Origin of the sequence: Paenibacillus ihbetae (assembly GCF_002741055.1) — a bacterium.
In the GTDB taxonomy this organism is placed as follows: Bacteria; Bacillota; Bacilli; order Paenibacillales; family Paenibacillaceae; genus Paenibacillus_AQ; species Paenibacillus_AQ ihbetae.
This window is the reverse complement of record NZ_CP016809.1, coordinates 2,725,033-2,741,773: the sequence shown is the minus strand read 5'-3', so window position 1 is coordinate 2,741,773 and position 16,741 is coordinate 2,725,033. Positions and strand designations below refer to the sequence as shown.

The 16,741-nt window shown below is 54.9% G+C and carries 14 protein-coding genes; 13 read left to right on the top strand and 1 reads right to left on the bottom strand.

Annotation, left to right across the window (positions count from 1 at the left end; genetic code table 11):
• Positions 1 to 48 precede the first annotated feature (48 nt).
• From BBD41_RS12285 to BBD41_RS12230, 12 genes are all read left to right on the top strand, one after another.
• A complete protein-coding gene (locus BBD41_RS12285; RefSeq protein WP_335582734.1) occupies positions 49 to 639 on the top strand; it encodes a TetR/AcrR family transcriptional regulator in 591 nt (196 codons plus the stop codon).
• A 140-nt stretch (positions 640 to 779) separates the two neighbouring features.
• Positions 780 to 1,247 (top strand): SRPBCC family protein, encoded by a 468-nt coding sequence (locus BBD41_RS12280; protein ID WP_077570157.1) that lies wholly within the window; start codon positions 780 to 782, stop codon positions 1,245 to 1,247.
• A 243-nt stretch (positions 1,248 to 1,490) separates the two neighbouring features.
• Positions 1,491 to 2,912 (top strand): aspartate ammonia-lyase, encoded by a 1,422-nt coding sequence (gene aspA, locus BBD41_RS12275; RefSeq protein ID WP_077570155.1) that lies wholly within the window; start codon positions 1,491 to 1,493, stop codon positions 2,910 to 2,912.
• A gap of 359 nt (positions 2,913 to 3,271) precedes the next feature.
• A complete protein-coding gene (locus BBD41_RS12270; RefSeq protein ID WP_099477755.1) occupies positions 3,272 to 4,879 on the top strand; it encodes an ATP-binding protein in 1,608 nt (535 codons plus the stop codon).
• 109 nt (positions 4,880 to 4,988) lie between these two features.
• Positions 4,989 to 6,617, top strand: a complete 1,629-nt coding sequence (locus tag BBD41_RS12265; protein ID WP_077570151.1) for a Na/Pi cotransporter family protein — start codon at positions 4,989 to 4,991, stop codon at positions 6,615 to 6,617.
• Between the two features lie 363 nt (positions 6,618 to 6,980).
• Complete coding sequence (locus BBD41_RS12260; RefSeq protein WP_077570149.1) at positions 6,981 to 8,312, top strand: hypothetical protein; 1,332 nt, start codon at positions 6,981 to 6,983, stop codon at positions 8,310 to 8,312.
• A gap of 289 nt (positions 8,313 to 8,601) precedes the next feature.
• On the top strand, positions 8,602 to 9,690 hold the full coding sequence (locus BBD41_RS12255; RefSeq protein ID WP_077570147.1) for a DUF4349 domain-containing protein: 1,089 nt from the start codon (positions 8,602 to 8,604) through the stop codon (positions 9,688 to 9,690).
• Positions 9,691 to 9,916: 226 nt separating this feature from the next.
• Complete coding sequence (locus BBD41_RS12250; protein ID WP_099477754.1) at positions 9,917 to 10,933, top strand: NAD-dependent epimerase/dehydratase family protein; 1,017 nt, start codon at positions 9,917 to 9,919, stop codon at positions 10,931 to 10,933.
• A 1-nt stretch (position 10,934) separates the two neighbouring features.
• Positions 10,935 to 12,017 carry a dihydrodipicolinate synthase family protein gene (locus BBD41_RS12245; RefSeq protein WP_099477753.1) on the top strand — a complete coding sequence of 361 codons (1,083 nt, stop codon included), beginning with the start codon at positions 10,935 to 10,937 and terminating at the stop codon, positions 12,015 to 12,017.
• Between the two features lie 39 nt (positions 12,018 to 12,056).
• Positions 12,057 to 12,740: an L-serine ammonia-lyase, iron-sulfur-dependent subunit beta gene (gene sdaAB / locus BBD41_RS12240; RefSeq protein WP_077570141.1), complete on the top strand. Its 684-nt coding sequence runs from the start codon at positions 12,057 to 12,059 to the stop codon at positions 12,738 to 12,740.
• On the top strand, positions 12,737 to 13,657 hold the full coding sequence (sdaAA, locus tag BBD41_RS12235) for an L-serine ammonia-lyase, iron-sulfur-dependent, subunit alpha (protein WP_099477752.1): 921 nt from the start codon (positions 12,737 to 12,739) through the stop codon (positions 13,655 to 13,657). The genes sdaAB and sdaAA overlap by 4 nt, the downstream gene beginning before the upstream one ends.
• A 6-nt stretch (positions 13,658 to 13,663) precedes the next feature.
• Positions 13,664 to 14,569: a Gfo/Idh/MocA family protein gene (locus BBD41_RS12230; RefSeq protein WP_099477751.1), complete on the top strand. Its 906-nt coding sequence runs from the start codon at positions 13,664 to 13,666 to the stop codon at positions 14,567 to 14,569.
• A gap of 149 nt (positions 14,570 to 14,718) precedes the next feature.
• Here the strand turns inward: BBD41_RS12230 and BBD41_RS29790 are convergent, their stop codons facing one another.
• Positions 14,719 to 14,988, bottom strand: a complete 270-nt coding sequence (locus BBD41_RS29790) for a hypothetical protein (protein ID WP_157929293.1) — start codon at positions 14,986 to 14,988, stop codon at positions 14,719 to 14,721.
• A 122-nt stretch (positions 14,989 to 15,110) separates the two neighbouring features.
• Here BBD41_RS29790 and BBD41_RS12225 point away from each other — a divergent pair, with 122 nt between their 5' ends.
• Complete coding sequence (locus tag BBD41_RS12225) at positions 15,111 to 16,733, top strand: extracellular solute-binding protein (RefSeq protein WP_077570135.1); 1,623 nt, start codon at positions 15,111 to 15,113, stop codon at positions 16,731 to 16,733.
• Positions 16,734 to 16,741 lie beyond the last annotated feature (8 nt).

The following is a 16,741-nucleotide window of genomic DNA, read 5'->3' as shown; positions in this document are numbered from 1 at the left end:
ACTTGATGATAGTGAACACTAACAATTGAAAGGGAGAGGATGCTTGGGGTGAAGCGTAGTAGTGAATCGATGAGCAACAAAGACAGACTGCTGCTTACGGCAATCGATCTGATGGCCTTGAAGGGATACAAGGGAGTATCGACCAAGGAAATCGCATCCGCCGCGGGGGTTAGCGAAATGACGCTGTTCCGCAATTTCGGAAGCAAGCAGAATTTGCTGGAGACGGCAATCGAACGCTTTTATTACGCCGGGGAAATGAAGCGTGTGTTTGATGAAGAGCTGGTCCGGGATCTGGAGAGCGACCTGCTGCTCATCAGCCGGCGATACCAGGACAGCATGAACCGCAACCGGAAGATGATCCGTATCGTGCTGCAGGAGCCTGAGCTAAAGCCGCTTAGGGACCAGGCACAACGACATCCGAGGCTGCTCAAGGAGCTGCTGGCGGAATATTTCGATCAGATGCAGCGCGAGGGGAGGGCAGCGCGAACCGACTCGGAAGCGGCGGCGTTGTCGTTCATGTGGATGAATTACGGGGCATTCATGAGCAGCTTGTTCGAAGCGGAACCGATTACCGACGGGAGTATGCCGGAGCTTCTGGTGAACGGGATCTCGCTGTTCGCAAAGGCGATGAAGCCGTGAGCCAGCCTCGTGCCCCGAAATTTACGCCAACGGTACAGGAAAAAGCTCGTCAAAACGATGTTTTTTTTACAAGTAATAGATAGTTAGCACTAACTAAAACTAAAGATAAAAGGCAAGAATGAAAAAGGAGGGATTTGCTTATGAAAGAGTCTCTTAATACACGCTCCGGGCAGAAGCCGGTCGGCTTGACCGCAGCTGCCGGTTTTCAGGTCGGGGTCCGCAGAACGTTACCGGTAACGCAGGAGGAGGCATGGCGCTTGCTGACTTCACCCCATGGATTGTCGCAGTGGCTGGGTGAGGTCGAGTCACTGGAGCTTGTCCGGGGAACGGCTTTTGCGACTAGAGAGGGAAACCATGGGGAATTGCGCGTCGTCAAGCCGCTGCACCAGCTTCGGATGTCATGGCAGCGGGCCGGCTGGAGCGCCCCCTCAACCCTGCAGATCCGCCTTCTGCCAACCAGGCAGGGAGGCACGACGATCAGCTTCCATCAGGAGAAACTGAAGGATCTGTACGCGAGGGAGCAAATGAAGGCGCATTGGGAGCAAGTGCTGCACCGATTAATGGAAGCATCCGATGGATTCGGCCGGGAAGAGAATGCCCGTGAGTAGCTTCTGCAGGGCCAATCTCGATGGAACGCCCTTCCTTCTCCCTTAAAAGCCTGTTCTTCAGGCTGGTGATTGCTGGCGCATCCGCACAAAATGATCAATCTTCCCTGACATCGGACGTAAACTATAGAGCGGGTAGATAGAGGATTTTCCCGTTACGAGCAGAATTCTATATATATCCGGGCATGATGGATGATAGCAGGTTCCCTGCATTTACAAAAAAAGAAAAGGCGATGGTGATTGTCCATGGGTATGCAATTTCGGGTTGAAAAAGATTTTCTGGGGGAAAAACAGCTTCCTGCCGAAGCTTATTACGGCATTAATACCGTCAGAGCCGTTGAGAATTTTCCGATCAGCGGCGTGCCGATCCACGCAGAGCTGATCTCTGCGCTCGGGGAAGTGAAGAAGGCGGCAGCCCTGGCCAATATGGAGCTCGGGCTGTTGCCGAAGAAGATCGGCCAAGCCATTGTGGAAGCAGCAGATGAAATTATCGCAGGCAGTCTCCGTTCGGAATTCATCGTGGATTCAATTCAAGGCGGAGCAGGCACCTCGATTAATATGAATATGAATGAGGTTTTGGCAAATCGTGCATTGGAGCTTCTAGGGAAGCAGAAGGCGGAGTATTTTTACTGCAATCCTAACAATCATGTCAATATGTCGCAGTCCACGAATGATGCCATTCCGACGGCGATCCGCATCGCCTCCTACCGTCTGGCTCAGGAGCTGCTCGCGGTGTTCCGGACGCTGGTGGATGGGATTCGGGCGAAGGCCCGGGAGTTCGATGATGTGATCAAAATGGGCCGCACGCATCTGCAGGATGCCGTTCCGATCCGGATGGGGCAGGAGTTCGGAGCGTACGCCAACGTGCTCAGCCGGGATATCGCCCGGATTGATCGTGCCGCGCAAGGGCTGCTCGTCGTGAACATGGGGGCGACAGCGGTTGGAACAGGACTGAATGCAACACCGGCCTATATGGACAGCGTGGTCAAGCATTTAGTGGAGCAGACGGGATTCGCCCTGAAGCAGGCCGAGGACCTCGTCGATGCTACCCAGAATACCGATGCTTACATGGAGCTCTCGGCAGCCCTGAAGGTATGCGCGGTGAATATTTCAAAAATGTGCAACGACATCCGCTTGATGGCCTCGGGGCCGAAGGCCGGGTTGAACGAGCTGAATGTGCCTGCAAGACAGCCGGGCTCTTCCATTATGCCGGGTAAAGTCAATCCGGTTATGGCCGAAGTGATGAATCAGATCGCCTTTCAGGTGATCGGCAACGATCATACGATCAGCCTGGCGTGCGAAGCGGGACAGTTCGAGCTTAACGTCATGGTTCCGGTGGCGGCGAACAACCTGATGCATTCCCTTAAAATTTTGAGAAACGGGATGGATGTGTTCTACAAGAACCTGGTGGTCGATCTGCAGGCTAATAAAGAACGCTGCAAGCACTTCGTCGATACCAGCTACGGCATCATTACCGCATTGAATCCGCATTTGGGTTATGATGTGGCGTCCCGCTTGGTGAAGGAAGCGCAGAAGACGGGCCAGAGCATTAGGGAGATTATACTGGAGCAGGGCCTGTTGACAGAGGAGCAGGTCGAGGTGATTTTGGATCCGTATCATATGACGTCCCCGGGAATCGCGGGCGAGGAGTTTCTGCTGAACCAGTAGACTGCTGGGGAGGCTAAATAACAATGTTTCGGATTACGGGGGAATGGTAAATACAGGCTTGCCGTAAACGGATAGCGCTTGAATAAAATGGCGGTGCAGGCTCATCCTGCGCCGTCTTTTTTTGCGTGGGCTCATCTCCGGGACCTTTATCCGGCATCCGGCACATGGTGAAGGAATCGAAACGGCCAAAAAAAGCCAAGGGCGGAGACAAGCCGTTATGGTATGATAACGTTAGATCCATTAGGCAGAGGGCAGGCCTTAGGGGCTTGTTGGCTTGGATTTCTGATGGTATTAAAGAGCAAAGAGCGATTTTTAAAATAGATGAAACGTAACAGTATTATATAAAGGGGTACGCACTTGTGGAAAATCAATACGGTGAAATCACGGATCGGGAGATAATACAGGATGCTAAGCAGCAGTGCAAAGACAAAGGGATGAATCCGGCGTTTCTTCCATCTCATCCTGATCGATTGGATCCCGAGACATTGGCCGCAAGGCGTGAAAAATACAAAGACTACATCGAAGTTACGCAGACGTTCGTTCGGAAGTTTCTCTCCTCGGGCTCAGGCAATCCGGTCATCATCACCCTTACGGATGAAGACGGGTACGTGCTTGATCTTGCAGGGGATCCTGCCATTATCGAAACGGTGAGAGAACTGGGAATCGGAGAAGGGATCGGGTACAGCGAGCATAACGGCCCAAGCTCGGTGCACCTATGCCTTCGCCATAAGCGTCCGTTCCGGTTAGTCGGAGAAGATCATTATCATCACATTCTCCAGCGGATGGCCTGTTATTCGGCTCCTTTCCGAAGCGAAGACGGATTAAGGATCCTAGGCACGCTTTCCCTCATGACGGATATCGAGTACGAGCATCCGCACCTGCTTGCACTGCTCTGCACAATGGCGGATTCACTCGAGCGCGAAATGTTTACCCGGAAGCAGAACACCCAGCTTCAAACCTTAAATCAGGTGCTCATGGACACAAAGTACCACGGGGTCATCATTACCGACGGCCGCGGGCGGATTCTGAAGATGAACGATTGCAGCTTAAGGCTGCTGTGTCCGGATGATGGCGACCGTTCGAACTATGTGAACCGGCCGATATCCGAGATTCCTGCGATCAGCCGGTATTATGAGGGGGTCATTAACCAGGGGGAATCCTGCATCGGCGCCGAGCTGACCATGGAGCTTGGAGGAGATATTCATCACTATATGCTGGATGTGCAGCCGGTCTACGACCGGGAGGGCAACCTCATCCGCGTGATCGGCACCCTGCGGGACATTACGGAGATGAAGCGAACGGAGGAAGTGCTGCGAAATACGGAGAAGCTGGTCTTTGCCGGACAGGTGGCCGTGAGCATCGCCCATGAGGTCCGGAATCCTCTAACAACGGTCAAAGGGCTGCTGCAGCTGGCCCATCGGGACACCCCTTTGCGTCATTATGATCTGATGATGTCCGAGCTGGAACGGGCCAACCTTATCGTCGGGGAATTTATGATACTGGGCAAGCCCCAGGCGACGGTGTTCAAGCTTGAGGATTGCGGCGGAATCTTGGAGGAAGTGCTCCAGCTGTTCGAGATACAGACCGATTTGAATGACATTGAAATAACCTGCACGCTTGAGCAGAGCGCCACCATCCGATGCGACCGGAATCAGATCAAGCAGGTGTTTCTGAATATTTTGAAAAATGCGATGGAGGCACTTCCTTACGGCGGCCATATTCATGTTCGGTTGGATGTATGGGAGGGGTATCAGCTGATTACCTTTACCGATAACGGCACCGGCATGACGGAGGAGGTGCTTTCCCGGATCGTGGAGCCGTTCCATACGACGAAGCCCGAAGGGAACGGCCTCGGCATGATGATCGTTCACCGGATCCTTGAAAGCCATCACGGGACGATGAATATTCAAAGCGAGGCGGGAAAAGGAACCTCTGTCGAAATCGGGCTGCCGATTCAGGATATGTAAACTATTAGATAGATGTATAATCATGCGATTCTATGATAAATTATCTGGGGGGTTCAGAGCTTTGCAAATCCTATCATCTTGATTATACAGTCTAAAGGGGGACTTATTCTTGGATTGGCAGGATATCCTGTTCAAATTTGTAGGAGGGCTTGGAATATTTCTGTTCGGCATTAAATACATGTCGGACGGGCTTCAGAAATCCGCAGGCGACAAAATGCGGGGGCTGCTGGCGAAGTATACGTCCAATCCGGTGCTCGGGGTATTGGTTGGCATCTGTGTTACGATTCTGATTCAATCCTCATCCGGAACAACAGTGATGGCCATCGGGCTCGTGAATGCCGGGCTAATGACGCTCAGGCAAGCGATCGGCGTTGTGATGGGGGCAAATATCGGTACAACCATGACCGCGTTTATTGTCGGAATCAAGATCGAGGAGTATGCCTTGCCTATTATCGCAATCGGAGCGATCTTTTTGTTTTTCTTTAATAAGAAAAAATTCCAATACATGGGTCAGATCGTATTCGGCTTCGGTGCGCTGTTTCTGGGATTGTCCACCATGAGCGGGGGCTTGAAGCCGCTTAGGGAGCTCCCGGTTTTCATAGATTTCATGGTTCAAATGAAAGACCAACCGTTCTTAGCGCTCCTTGTCGGCGTCGTATTTACGGTTATTGTGCAAAGCTCCAGCGCTACGATTGGAATTCTGCAGACAATTGCCGATGAAGGGATGATCGGCCTGCAGGGAGCCTTGCCGATTCTGTTTGGCGATAATATCGGGACGACCATTACGGCTGTGCTGGCCTCGATCGGCGCTTCGGTAGCCGCGAAGCGAACCGCATTAGTGCATGTCATATTTAACGTAATTGGATCTATCATTTTCATGATCTTCTTGGTACCCGTTCGCGATCTCGTCCTTTGGCTCGGCGAGGGGGTCAACATCCGAATGCAGATTGCTTATGCACATGGTATCTTCAATACGACGAACACGCTGATCTTCTTGCCGCTGATTCCGGTACTTGCCTGGATCGTAACCAGAGTCGTTCCAGGAAAAATGCAGGAAATCGAGTTCAGGCCGATGTACCTGGATGAGCGTCTGCTGGCGACGCCTGCCGTTGCGCTCGGACAAGCCCAGCATGAAATCGTACGGATGGGGCGGTATGCCCGCGAGACGCTGGAGGATGCGGCCGTCTTTTTCTTCACCAAGGACAGCAAGTCGGCCTCGCTTGCGCTGCAGAAGGAGCAGCTCATTAACGAGTTGAACCGGAAGATTACCGATTATATGGTAAGAATTCATCAGTCGAACGGCTTGCCGGCACAGGAGTCGGAGAAGGCTAGCGGCTGGCTGCAGACCGTGAATGATATTGAGCGTATCGGCGACCATGCGGAGAATATCGTAGAGCTGTCGGAATTCAGCATCAATAACAAGGTCGAGTTTTCCGAGCTTGCAGGACGCGAGTTGAAGGAGATGCTTGCAGTTGCTGATAAGGCTGTTGAGCGGGCAATATCTGCCCTGGAGCATAACGACGCCGAGGCTGCGCAGCAGGTGCTTGATTACGAGCGCGATTTGGATGAAATGGAAGCGCGTTTCCGCAAGAGTCATATCCAGCGCTTGAATCAGAATTTGTGTACGGGCAGCTCGGGTGCGGTGTATTTGGATATCCTGAGCAATCTGGAACGCATCGGGGATCACAGCAAGAACATTGCCCAGTTTGTGCTGCATGAGGAGGATTATACGGACTAACGAGCAAACGCTGACCGCTTCATCTTTCGGTCCGAATCGACCGGGATGGGGGTCAGCGTTTGTTATGTTGTGCGGGAAAATCCGGCGTGCCCGGTATTCTGTCATTCTTGTCGAAGAGCCTCCACATAGTTTCCGGGGGTAGTGCCGGTCATTTGCTTGAAATCGTGAATAACAAACGATTGATGTAGCACCGATATCGGCAACCGGCTTTAGCATGTCCGGCTGGCGATGCTTTCCGGCATTACAGCCACGTTGGCTTCTTCACTTGCCAAATTTTTGATAGCAGGTATGATTTAGGTAACCATGCCGGCTTGATTAACTCGAATCGCCGGTGCAAATCGAAAACAACGGGAGTGAAGGATCGTGAGTGAGAGCAGCCGGCTGCAGGTTCAGCAAATTCGCATCGGAGTCATTGGGACGCAGACCATTGTCGATAAAATCATGAAGATCATGGACACCTTCCCGTCCTTCGACCCGGTGCCGCTGGTATTTCAGGAAGAAGATGAAGCGCCTGCCTTGGCTCAACGAATCGGTGATGAGGTGGAGGTATTGTTCCTCTCCGATCCGTTGTCGCAGCGGAAGGTAAAGGAGAGCGGGCGCTTGGCAATCCCCGTTCATTATGTGCCGGTCACCGACGCCGGCTTGTATAAAGCGTTGTTCTCAGCCAGCCAGAAGGTGGAGCTTGCCGGCGGAATATCCGTGGATACGCTGACGGAGACGATGGTCGTGCGCACGCTGAAGGATTTACGCATCCCTTCGGTACGGGCCGTCGTCTATGATGGGCCGGCCTATGCCCCTAAGCAGCACATAACCGCCTTCCACCAAGCCCAGTACGAATCCGGTGCATGCTCCATTGCGTTTACCGGCGTTGAATCGGTCGCCAGGGAGCTGGCCACTCTCGGTATTCCGCATGAATGGCTGCTTCCCTCGGATCAGGATATCGTGGTGTCGCTGGAACGGGCGCTGTTATCTACGGCATCCCGCCGCAGCCGCGAAGGGCAAATCGTGGTCGGCATGATCAATGTCGATGATTTCGGAGCCCAGGCGCTCCGCCGCAGCAATGAGCACGAGGTGCAGAAGCTGAAGCTTGACATCCACCGGCTGGTGCTGGATTACGTGGAATCGCTCGATGGGTATTTGACCCATCTGGGCGGGGATGAATATTTGTTTTTTACGACACGGGGGATTTTTGAGCGGGAGAGCGGCGGGTACAAGACGATTCCGCTGGCCAAGGACGTGAACAAGACCCACGGGATTTCGCTGAGCATCGGGATGGGCTTTGGCAGATCGGCCAGCATGGCGGGGACGAATGCCCGCATTGCCATGCGGAAGGCGAAGGAGGTTGGCGGCAACGCCTGCTTCATCGTCCGGGAGGACGGAACGCTGATCGGTCCGCTGGAGATGGCCGATCCGGTGCAGGAGGTGCTCTCCGTGACGGATCCGGCGCTGATCAAGCGGGCGGAGGATGCGGGGATGACGAGCGCCTATCTGAGCAAGCTGCTGAACCAACGGGCCCGTTCCGGAAAGTATGAGTACAAGGTCCATGAGCTGGCGCATTTGCTGGATATTACGGTGCGGAGCGCGCATCGGCTGCTGCAGCTGTGGACCGACCACGGCCTTGTCGAGATCTCGGGGATCGAGAAGGTGCCCCGGGGAAGACCGAGGCAGATATTCAGGTTTACGTTTTTGGAATAGCATTTGATATGGCTTTGAGAACAGAACGGCGCCTTTTCCGTAATGCAGCGGAGGAGGCGTTTTTTGTGATGGACCGCAGCATCAAAAGTGGATTGGAGCAGGTGGGGCTAAGAGGGTGTCCTAAGCCGAATCGCCGAGCGCAATATGCGGAGTTAAGGGGATAGACGCGGCATATTGCGAGCCGTAAGACTCCGCCTGGATAATTTCTTTTAGCACGCCCGCAACCTTCCATATGATGGAACCGTTAGTAAATAAAATGGAAAATATCCATCGGCAGGGGGGCTAAAGGATGAGAAAGCAGAGTTTATGGATTGCTGTGTTGATGCTTATCGTGTTGCTGGTGAGCGGCTGCTCATCGGGTTCTCGAGCCAAAAGCGAAGGAGGTGCCGCGGGCGCCGAAACGCAAACAACGGCGGCGGATCATGCCTCAAACGCAGAAGGAGATGCGGCGGCCAAAAACGTATCGGAGGTAAAAAGCGATCGCAGTGCCGAGGAACCGGCATCAGCGGACGCCGAGCTCCCGAGTATGCCATCGCCTGCTCAGACTTCCGGCGCAGGCTTTAATTCGCAGGATTTGTCCAACGGGCTCAACAAAAAGCTGATGTACAAAGCGAATATCGTGATGGAGATTCAGGATTATGGCAAGGCGCAGTCTGAAGTCCGGAATATCGTGACGCTTTCGGGCGGCTATATCGTCAATTTCAGCGAAACCCAGTCCACGAGCGAAAGAGGCGGCACGTTTATCGTGAAGGTCCCTGCGAACGGCTTCTCCTCCTTCTTAAACCGTTTGGAGGACATTGCGCATGAGAACCTGCAGCGAAGCATTGAAGGACAGGATGCGACCGAGGAATACGTCGATTTGGAATCCAGGCTCAAGGCCAAGCAAATCATGGAGGAGCAGTACGTAGCCTTCATGAAAAAGGCGACCAAGACGACAGACCTTGTTGCTTTTGCCAACGAGCTGGAGCGCATTCAGTCGGAAATCGAGCAGATGAAGGGCCGGATGCGGTATATTGACCAAAACGTGTCGTATTCCACCGTAGAAATCAGACTTTATGAGACGCCGCAAAAAAAGGCTGCTCCGAACTCGTCCGCCGCTCAGGCACCGCTCGGCCAGCGGGTCTCCGAAGCTTTTCAAGGGAGCATCGACGTGATCACCATCATCGTCCAATGGATGATCGTCATATTGTCCGGCTCGCTTCCCGTCTTGGTCATCGCGGCCCTCGTGCTGCTCATCCTTTGGCTGGTTCGAAAATCGGGGCGCCGGAAACAGGAGGAGGCGGCCCAAAAACGAAAGCTGCTCAATAACGGGCCGACGCTTGAGGAAGGGCATCCGGAAGGGCCACAGGAGAAGGAAAAAGAAAAGAAAGACGAATAACAGCAGGAGTTAAACTTAAGAATACGATGCAGGCAGTCGCCTTGGTTTCAGATTTCTACTGTGCCAGGTTCTATACCGTCAAGAAATCTGAAACCAACAGCGATTGCAGAAACATTTTGCGTGCTTGCCCTAACATCCATCCATTTAAAGACGATTTAAAGATTTGTCTTTATATATCGTCCCCCCGTATGATGAAAGGGAATCCATACGAGGAGGAGATGGAAGGATGTTAACTGTTGCAGAATTAGAGGCAAAGCTTGCGGAGCCTTCGGAACAACTGGTCGCCGACCTGGCGTCATTGGATGGAGATATTATCGTGCTGGGCGTCGGGGGGAAGATGGGGCCGAGCCTTGCGAGACTGGCGGCGAACGCTGTTCGCGAAGGAGGCGGGGGCAAACGGATCATCGGCGTGTCCCGGTTCTCGAACCAGGAGGCCAGACGCGAGCTGGAGGAAGCGGGCGTCCACACGATCTCGTGCGACCTGCTGAACGATGGGGAGCTGCAGCAGCTGCCGGAGGCCCCGAACGTCATTTATATGGCCGGGAATAAGTTCGGCACGACCGGCCGCGAGTATTTCACCTGGGCAATGAATTCGTATTTGCCTGGGAGGGTGGCTGAGAAGTTCAAGCAATCGAAGATCGTGGTGTTCTCGTCGGGGAACGTATACCCTTTCTCCTCGGTAGGGAGCGGAGGTGTTAACGAATCGGTGGCGCCGGAGCCGATCGGCGAGTACGCGCAGTCCTGCCTGGGCAGGGAGCGGGTCTTTGAATATTTCTCCCACCAGAATGGAACACCGATGGCCATTTACCGTCTCAACTACGCGATCGATATGCGGTACGGCGTGCTGCATGAGCTGGCCAAGGCCATCCATGAGGACCGCCCGATTCACCTGGCGATGGGTCACGCGAATATTATATGGCAGGGGGATGCCAACGAGATGGCGCTCCGATCTCTCTTGCATTGCAGCACTCCGCCTGAGATCATTAACATTACCGGGCCGGAGACGATGTCGATCCGCTGGGCGGCACAGGAGCTGGCCAAACGGATGGGGAAAGAGGCGCAGTTTATCGGCACGGAATCGGAAACGGCGCTGCTGAATAACGCGTCGAAGTCGCACCAGCTGTTCGGCTATCCGAAGGTATCCCTGCTGCAGATGATCGACTGGACTGCCGCGTGGGTTCAGGCTGGAGGCGAAAGCTGGAACAAGCCGACACATTTCCAGGAGAGAAAGGGGAAATTTTAAAATGAGCGGACAGACCTCGACAACCGTGCAATTGGCACCTGAAAAATTGGCGGCGCTCCATCAAGGGCTCGTCATTCCGGCTCACCCCCTCGCCTTGGACGAGAACCGTAAGCTGGACGAGCGACGCCAGCGGGCCTTGTCCCGTTATTATGCGGCATCGGGCGCAGGCGGCATTGCGGTCGGCGTGCATTCGACCCAGTTCGAGATTCGCGAGCCGGGCATTGATCTGTACGAGCCGGTGCTGCAGCTGGCGGCCGAGGAAATCGGCAAGGCCAAGTTTAAGCGTCCGTTCATCATGGTCGCGGGCGTCTGCGGCCCGACTCCGCAAGCGCTCGAGGAGACGGAGATCGCCGGAAGGCTCGGTTATGACGCAGTACTTCTCAGCATGGGCGGTCTGGACGGCTGGAGCGAGGAAGACATCCTGAAGCGGACCGAGGCGATCGCCGCTAAAATGCCGGTTATCGGCTTCTACCTCCAGCCGTCGGTCGGCGGAAAGATCTTCTCCTTCGATTTCTGGCGGGCTTTTGCCGAAATTCCGAACATTGTGGCCATCAAGATGGCGCCGTTTAACCGGTACCAGACGATCGATGTCGTTCGTGCCGTCTGCTACTCCAGCCGCCGGGACGAGATCGCGCTGTATACCGGCAATGACGATAATATCGTGAACGATCTGCTGACCACGTACCGTTTTCAGGTCGACGGGGTGGCTGTAGAGAAGGAGATCGTCGGCGGGCTGCTGGGCCATTGGGCCGTATGGACACAGAAGGCCGTCGAGCTGCTGGAGGAGATCAAGGAAGCGAGAAAAGCCGGAAGCCTCTCCAAAGAATGGCTGACGCGCAATGTGGAAATTACGGATTGCAATGCGGCCTTCTTTGACCCCGCGCATGGGTTCGCCGGATGCATCCCGGGGATTCACGAAGTGCTCCGGCGCCAAGGGCTGCTGAGGGGCACCTGGTGCCTGAATCCGCATGAGACGCTGTCGCCGGGACAGGCTGAAGAAATTGATCGGGTCTATCGTGATTATCCGCATCTGAATGACGACGACTTTATTCGCGAGCACTTGGAAGAATGGCTTTCGGACTGATACAATGAGGGCAGAATAGTCGAAAGTGGGGAATCGCGCATGCGGTTTAAAGATGTGTTTTCAATTATCGGGCCGAGTATGGTGGGGCCGTCGAGCTCCCATACCGCCGGGGCCGTCCGGATCGGAAGGGCTGCGCGGCGCATTTTCGGCACGTTCCCCGATCAGGCGGAAATTGTATTTTACGGCTCCTTTGCCGATACCTACCGCGGTCACGGCACGGACCTGGCCGTCGTCGGCGGACTGCTGGATTTTGCCACGGACGATATGCGTATCCGAAGCTCCATTGAGCTGGCTGAGGCGGCAGGCATGAAGCTGACCTTTAAGACGGCGCAGAATGTCGCTTTCCATCCGAATACGGTGGAGCTGAGACTGACCAGCGGAGAGCGTGAAGATCGCATTGTAGGCGCTTCCATTGGTGGAGGCAGCGTTGAGATGCTCCGGGTGAACGGCTTTGACGTCAAGTTCACGACGAACTATCCGGTGCTGCTGGTCTTCCATGACGATACGCCGGGTATGGTGGCGCATATCACCCGGCTGCTCGAGGGCGGAGGCGTCAATATCGCCTATATGGATGTGGATCGCAAGGGACGTGGCGGTGATGCCCTCACCGTCGTCGAATCGGACGAGGCGGTTCCGCTGGAGCTGATGAAGCATATCGAGGGCCTGCAGGGCGTGCACCGCGTCGTATTCGCGGATTTGACGACTGAGGAGGCGGCGTCATGAAATTTTCCACATTGAAGGACATCATTGCCTGCTGCGAGAAGGATCAGGTGACGATCGGGCAGCTGATGCTGCAGGAGCAGATCAAGGAAACCGGCAAAAGCCGGGAAGAAACGTTCAAGCAAATGGCCGATTATTACGGCATTATGAAAGAGGCGGTTCATCGGGGCATTCATGAGCCGGTTCCGTCGAAGAGCGGCCTGACAGGGGGCGATGCCGTCCGGGTTCATGAATATTTGTCAACGGGCGTGCCGGCGCTCGGCACGGATGCCTGCACGGCGCTCGCGTATGCGCTGTCCGTATCGGAAGTGAACGCGTCCATGGGACGGATCGTGGCCACGCCAACCGCCGGCTCATGCGGCATCATTCCCGGCGTGTTCGTCAGCGCGCAGCAGCGATTCGGCTGGGATGACGAGCATCTGGTCATGGGGCTGTTCAGTGCGGGCGCCATCGGATATGTTATTGCCAACAATTCATTCATATCGGGCGCCGAGGGCGGCTGTCAGGCCGAAGTAGGCTCCGCAATCGGCATGGCCGCAGGCGCCTTGACAGAGCTGCGCGGCGGTACGCCGGAGCAGGCGGTTCATGCGGTAGGTCTTGCGCTGAAGAACTCGCTGGGCCTTATCTGCGACCCCGTCGGCGGTCTGGTGGAGATTCCGTGCATCGTCCGCAACGGCTTCGGCGCGGTTACGGCGCTGGCGGCGTCGGATATGGCGCTGGCTGGCGTTCGAAGCGTCATCCCGTCGGATGAAGTGATCGATGTCATGCTGGAGGTCGGCACGGCCATGCCGGCTAAGCACCGGGAGACCGCGAAGGGCGGGCTTGCACAGACGCCGACCGGCAAGAAAATTTTAAAGGACCTCTATGGTAAAGAAGGCAAGAAGCTGCGCGAGAAGGGTGCAAAAGGGAAGGGGGAGTAGCCGGATATGACGCTGTTGAATATCGGCATTATCGGACTGGATACGTCCCACGCGGTTGCGTTTACCCGGCTGCTGAACGATCCCGGACACCCGTACCATATTCCGGGCGGCCGGGTTACGGCTGCGTTCCCGGGAGGGTCGCCGGACTTTCCCCTTAGCGCCGGCCGGGTGGACGGCTTCACGAAGGAGATCAAGGAGCAATTCGGCGTCGCGATTCTGAGCACGCCGGAAGAGGTGGCTGCCGCTTGTGACGCCGTCCTTCTGCTGTCGGCAGATGGGCGGGTGCACCTGCGGCAGTTCCGCTCGATCGCTTCCTATGGCAAGCCGGTGTTCATCGATAAGCCGCTGGCGCTGCGTACGGATGAAGCGAAGGAAATCTTCGCCGCGGCCTCCGGCTCCGGCGTGCCGCTGATGAGCTCCTCCTCGCTCCGCTATGCGGATGCACTCGCCCAGGAGCTTGCCGGAGAAGGCGCAGACGGCATTCTGGGCGCCGACATATCGGGGCCGATGGATGTGCAGCCGACCCAGTCCCACTATTTCTGGTATGGCATTCACGCCGTCGAGATGCTGTATGCCGTGATGGGAAGGGGCGCCAAGGAGGTCACCGCGGTCTCTACGGAGACCGAAGAGCTGATCACCGGCGTCTGGGAAGACGGCCGTATCGGAACGGTGCGCGGGAGCCGGAGGGGCACCGGCCGGTTCACGGCGTTAATCCATCGAAGCGAAGGCAGCCGATTTATCGATGCCGGGGCATCGGATAAGCCGTGGTATGCCAGCCTGCTGGAGCAGGTCATGATCATGTTTACCGAGGAGCGAGCCGTTCTTCCGGCAGAGGAAACGCTCGAGGTGATCGCGTTTCTCGAAGCGGCAGAGAAGAGCAGGCTGAGCGGCTGCAAAGAGCAGCTCAAATGACCGTGTCATTGACGAATTTGATCGGTTGAAACAGGCGCACTACCTCCATTTCGGAGGAGAAAATGAACATCAAACGAACACATGATGTGAGGGATTTCCGGAGGGAAATCCCTTTGTTTTTTGTTCTATTTCTACCGCTTTAGCATTTTCTACACGGCCAAAAAGCCTGATGTATCAAGGGATTCGGCGATTTTAACGTCGGCTTCCGGGAAAAAGTCCAGCTGGATGAAATACGATGGTTTACGAAAACCTGAAAGCGCTTTTATGATGAGGGCGGGTAGAAAATGCAATATCGACTTCAGCCCGATGGCAGCTTTACGAATAGTAAGAAATGTATTCGCGAAAAAGCTGCACAGGACGATAGGACTTGGGAGGGGATAACCGCCTGCAGGAGCATCTAATGAACGATCATCATCCAAACGCATCACGCGGCAGGTCATGACTGAACGAGAATGAAGAAGGAAAACGACGGGGGTAGTATAACGAAGGCATCCTAGAATCCAGTTACTTACGAATATCCAGATTTAGGAGGAGCGCATATATGAGAAAACCAAAACCATGGTTTCGTATGGCACTTGTATTAACCATTATCATGTCGATGCTTGCTGCATGCAGCGGCGGGGGCAAGGGGGCTGCGCCGGAGGCGGGAGGCGGCTCAGGCGAAACACCTGCTCCGGCAGCGCCGGCCGATCCGAACCAATACGGAGATACGGGCGGGCTCACGCTGCCGCTGGTGGATAAACCGACAACCCTTACATGGATGGTGGCGAGCGAGAAGACGGACCTTAATGACTCTTTGCTGGCCAAGGAAATCGAAAAGCGCACGGGGATTAAGATCAACTTTCAAGCGTATTCCTCGGCGACATTCAACGATAAGCTGAAGGTGACGGTCGCTTCCGGCAAGCTGCCGGACATTTTCCACGGCCTGACGCCGTCGGAGCTGAAGAAGATCGGCAAGCAGAAGGCGGTCGTGGCGATCAACGAACACCTTGATATGCTGCCCAATTTCAAGCGGATGTACGTGGACGAGAATCCTTGGGTCATCCCATCCTATGGAGATGAATCCGGGAACATCTATACCTGGCCGGTGGCGAACATCAATCGTGACGTGAACCACGGCTTCCTGTACCGCAAGGATATTTTCGACGAGCTGGGCATTAAGGAATGGACGAATACCGAGGAGTTTTATCAAGCGCTTAAGAAGCTGAAGGAGGCTTATCCGGATTCCTACCCGTACGCCTCCAAGACGAAAGAGCATATTTTCCGCGACTGGGCATACGGCTGGGGCTTAGGCGGGGCCAACTATCCGGTGTATTACGATGAAGCGGCCAAGGTCTGGAAATATGCGACCGTGCAGCCGGAGCATAAGGAAATGCTCGATTTCATGAAGAAGCTGTACAACGAGGGTCTTCTTGATCCGGAATTCATGACCGATACCGACGATTCCTGGACCGCGAAGATGACAAGCGGCAACAAATCCTTCGTTACCTATGACTGGATCGGCCGCCTGGATCTGTTCTACAACCAAGTGAAGGACCAGAACCCGAACTATGATCTGCGTTACGGCAACCCGGTAGGTCCGACGGGCAACGGCAAAACGATTGAGAGCATTACGAACGGCTTCAGCATCGCGGTGGCGAACAATGATAACAAGGAAGCGGCCCTGAAGCTGCTGGACTACTTGACCAGCCCGTCCGGCGCCACGCTGGTGACGATGGGAGTGGAAGGCGAAACATTTAAGCTTGAAGGCGATAAAGCCGTTTATCCGGAGCTGACGGACGTTCCATTGGTGGATATCAGCGTGCTGGAGGACCGCTATGGTCTGTGGCTGCAAGGCTTGTACGTCAATGCCGACAAACGCAGCGTGTATTTCAACTACACGGAGAAGGAGCAGGAAGCCCAGGATAAGCTGCTTAACGGCAACAAATTCGAGCCGCTGGATCCGGTGCTGAACTTCACGGATGACGAAACGGCCACAATTGCGGAAATTCAAACCTCGCTGAAGAAATTGGCGGATGAATTCAACGCGAAGTACATTCTGAACAAGAGCTATGGCGATGCCCAGTGGCAGCAGTGGCAAACGCAAGCCGAAAAGCAGGGCGCCAAGCAGCTTGTCGACATCTTCAATGCCGCTCAGAAGAGACTGGATGAAGCTACGAAGTAAGCATCAAC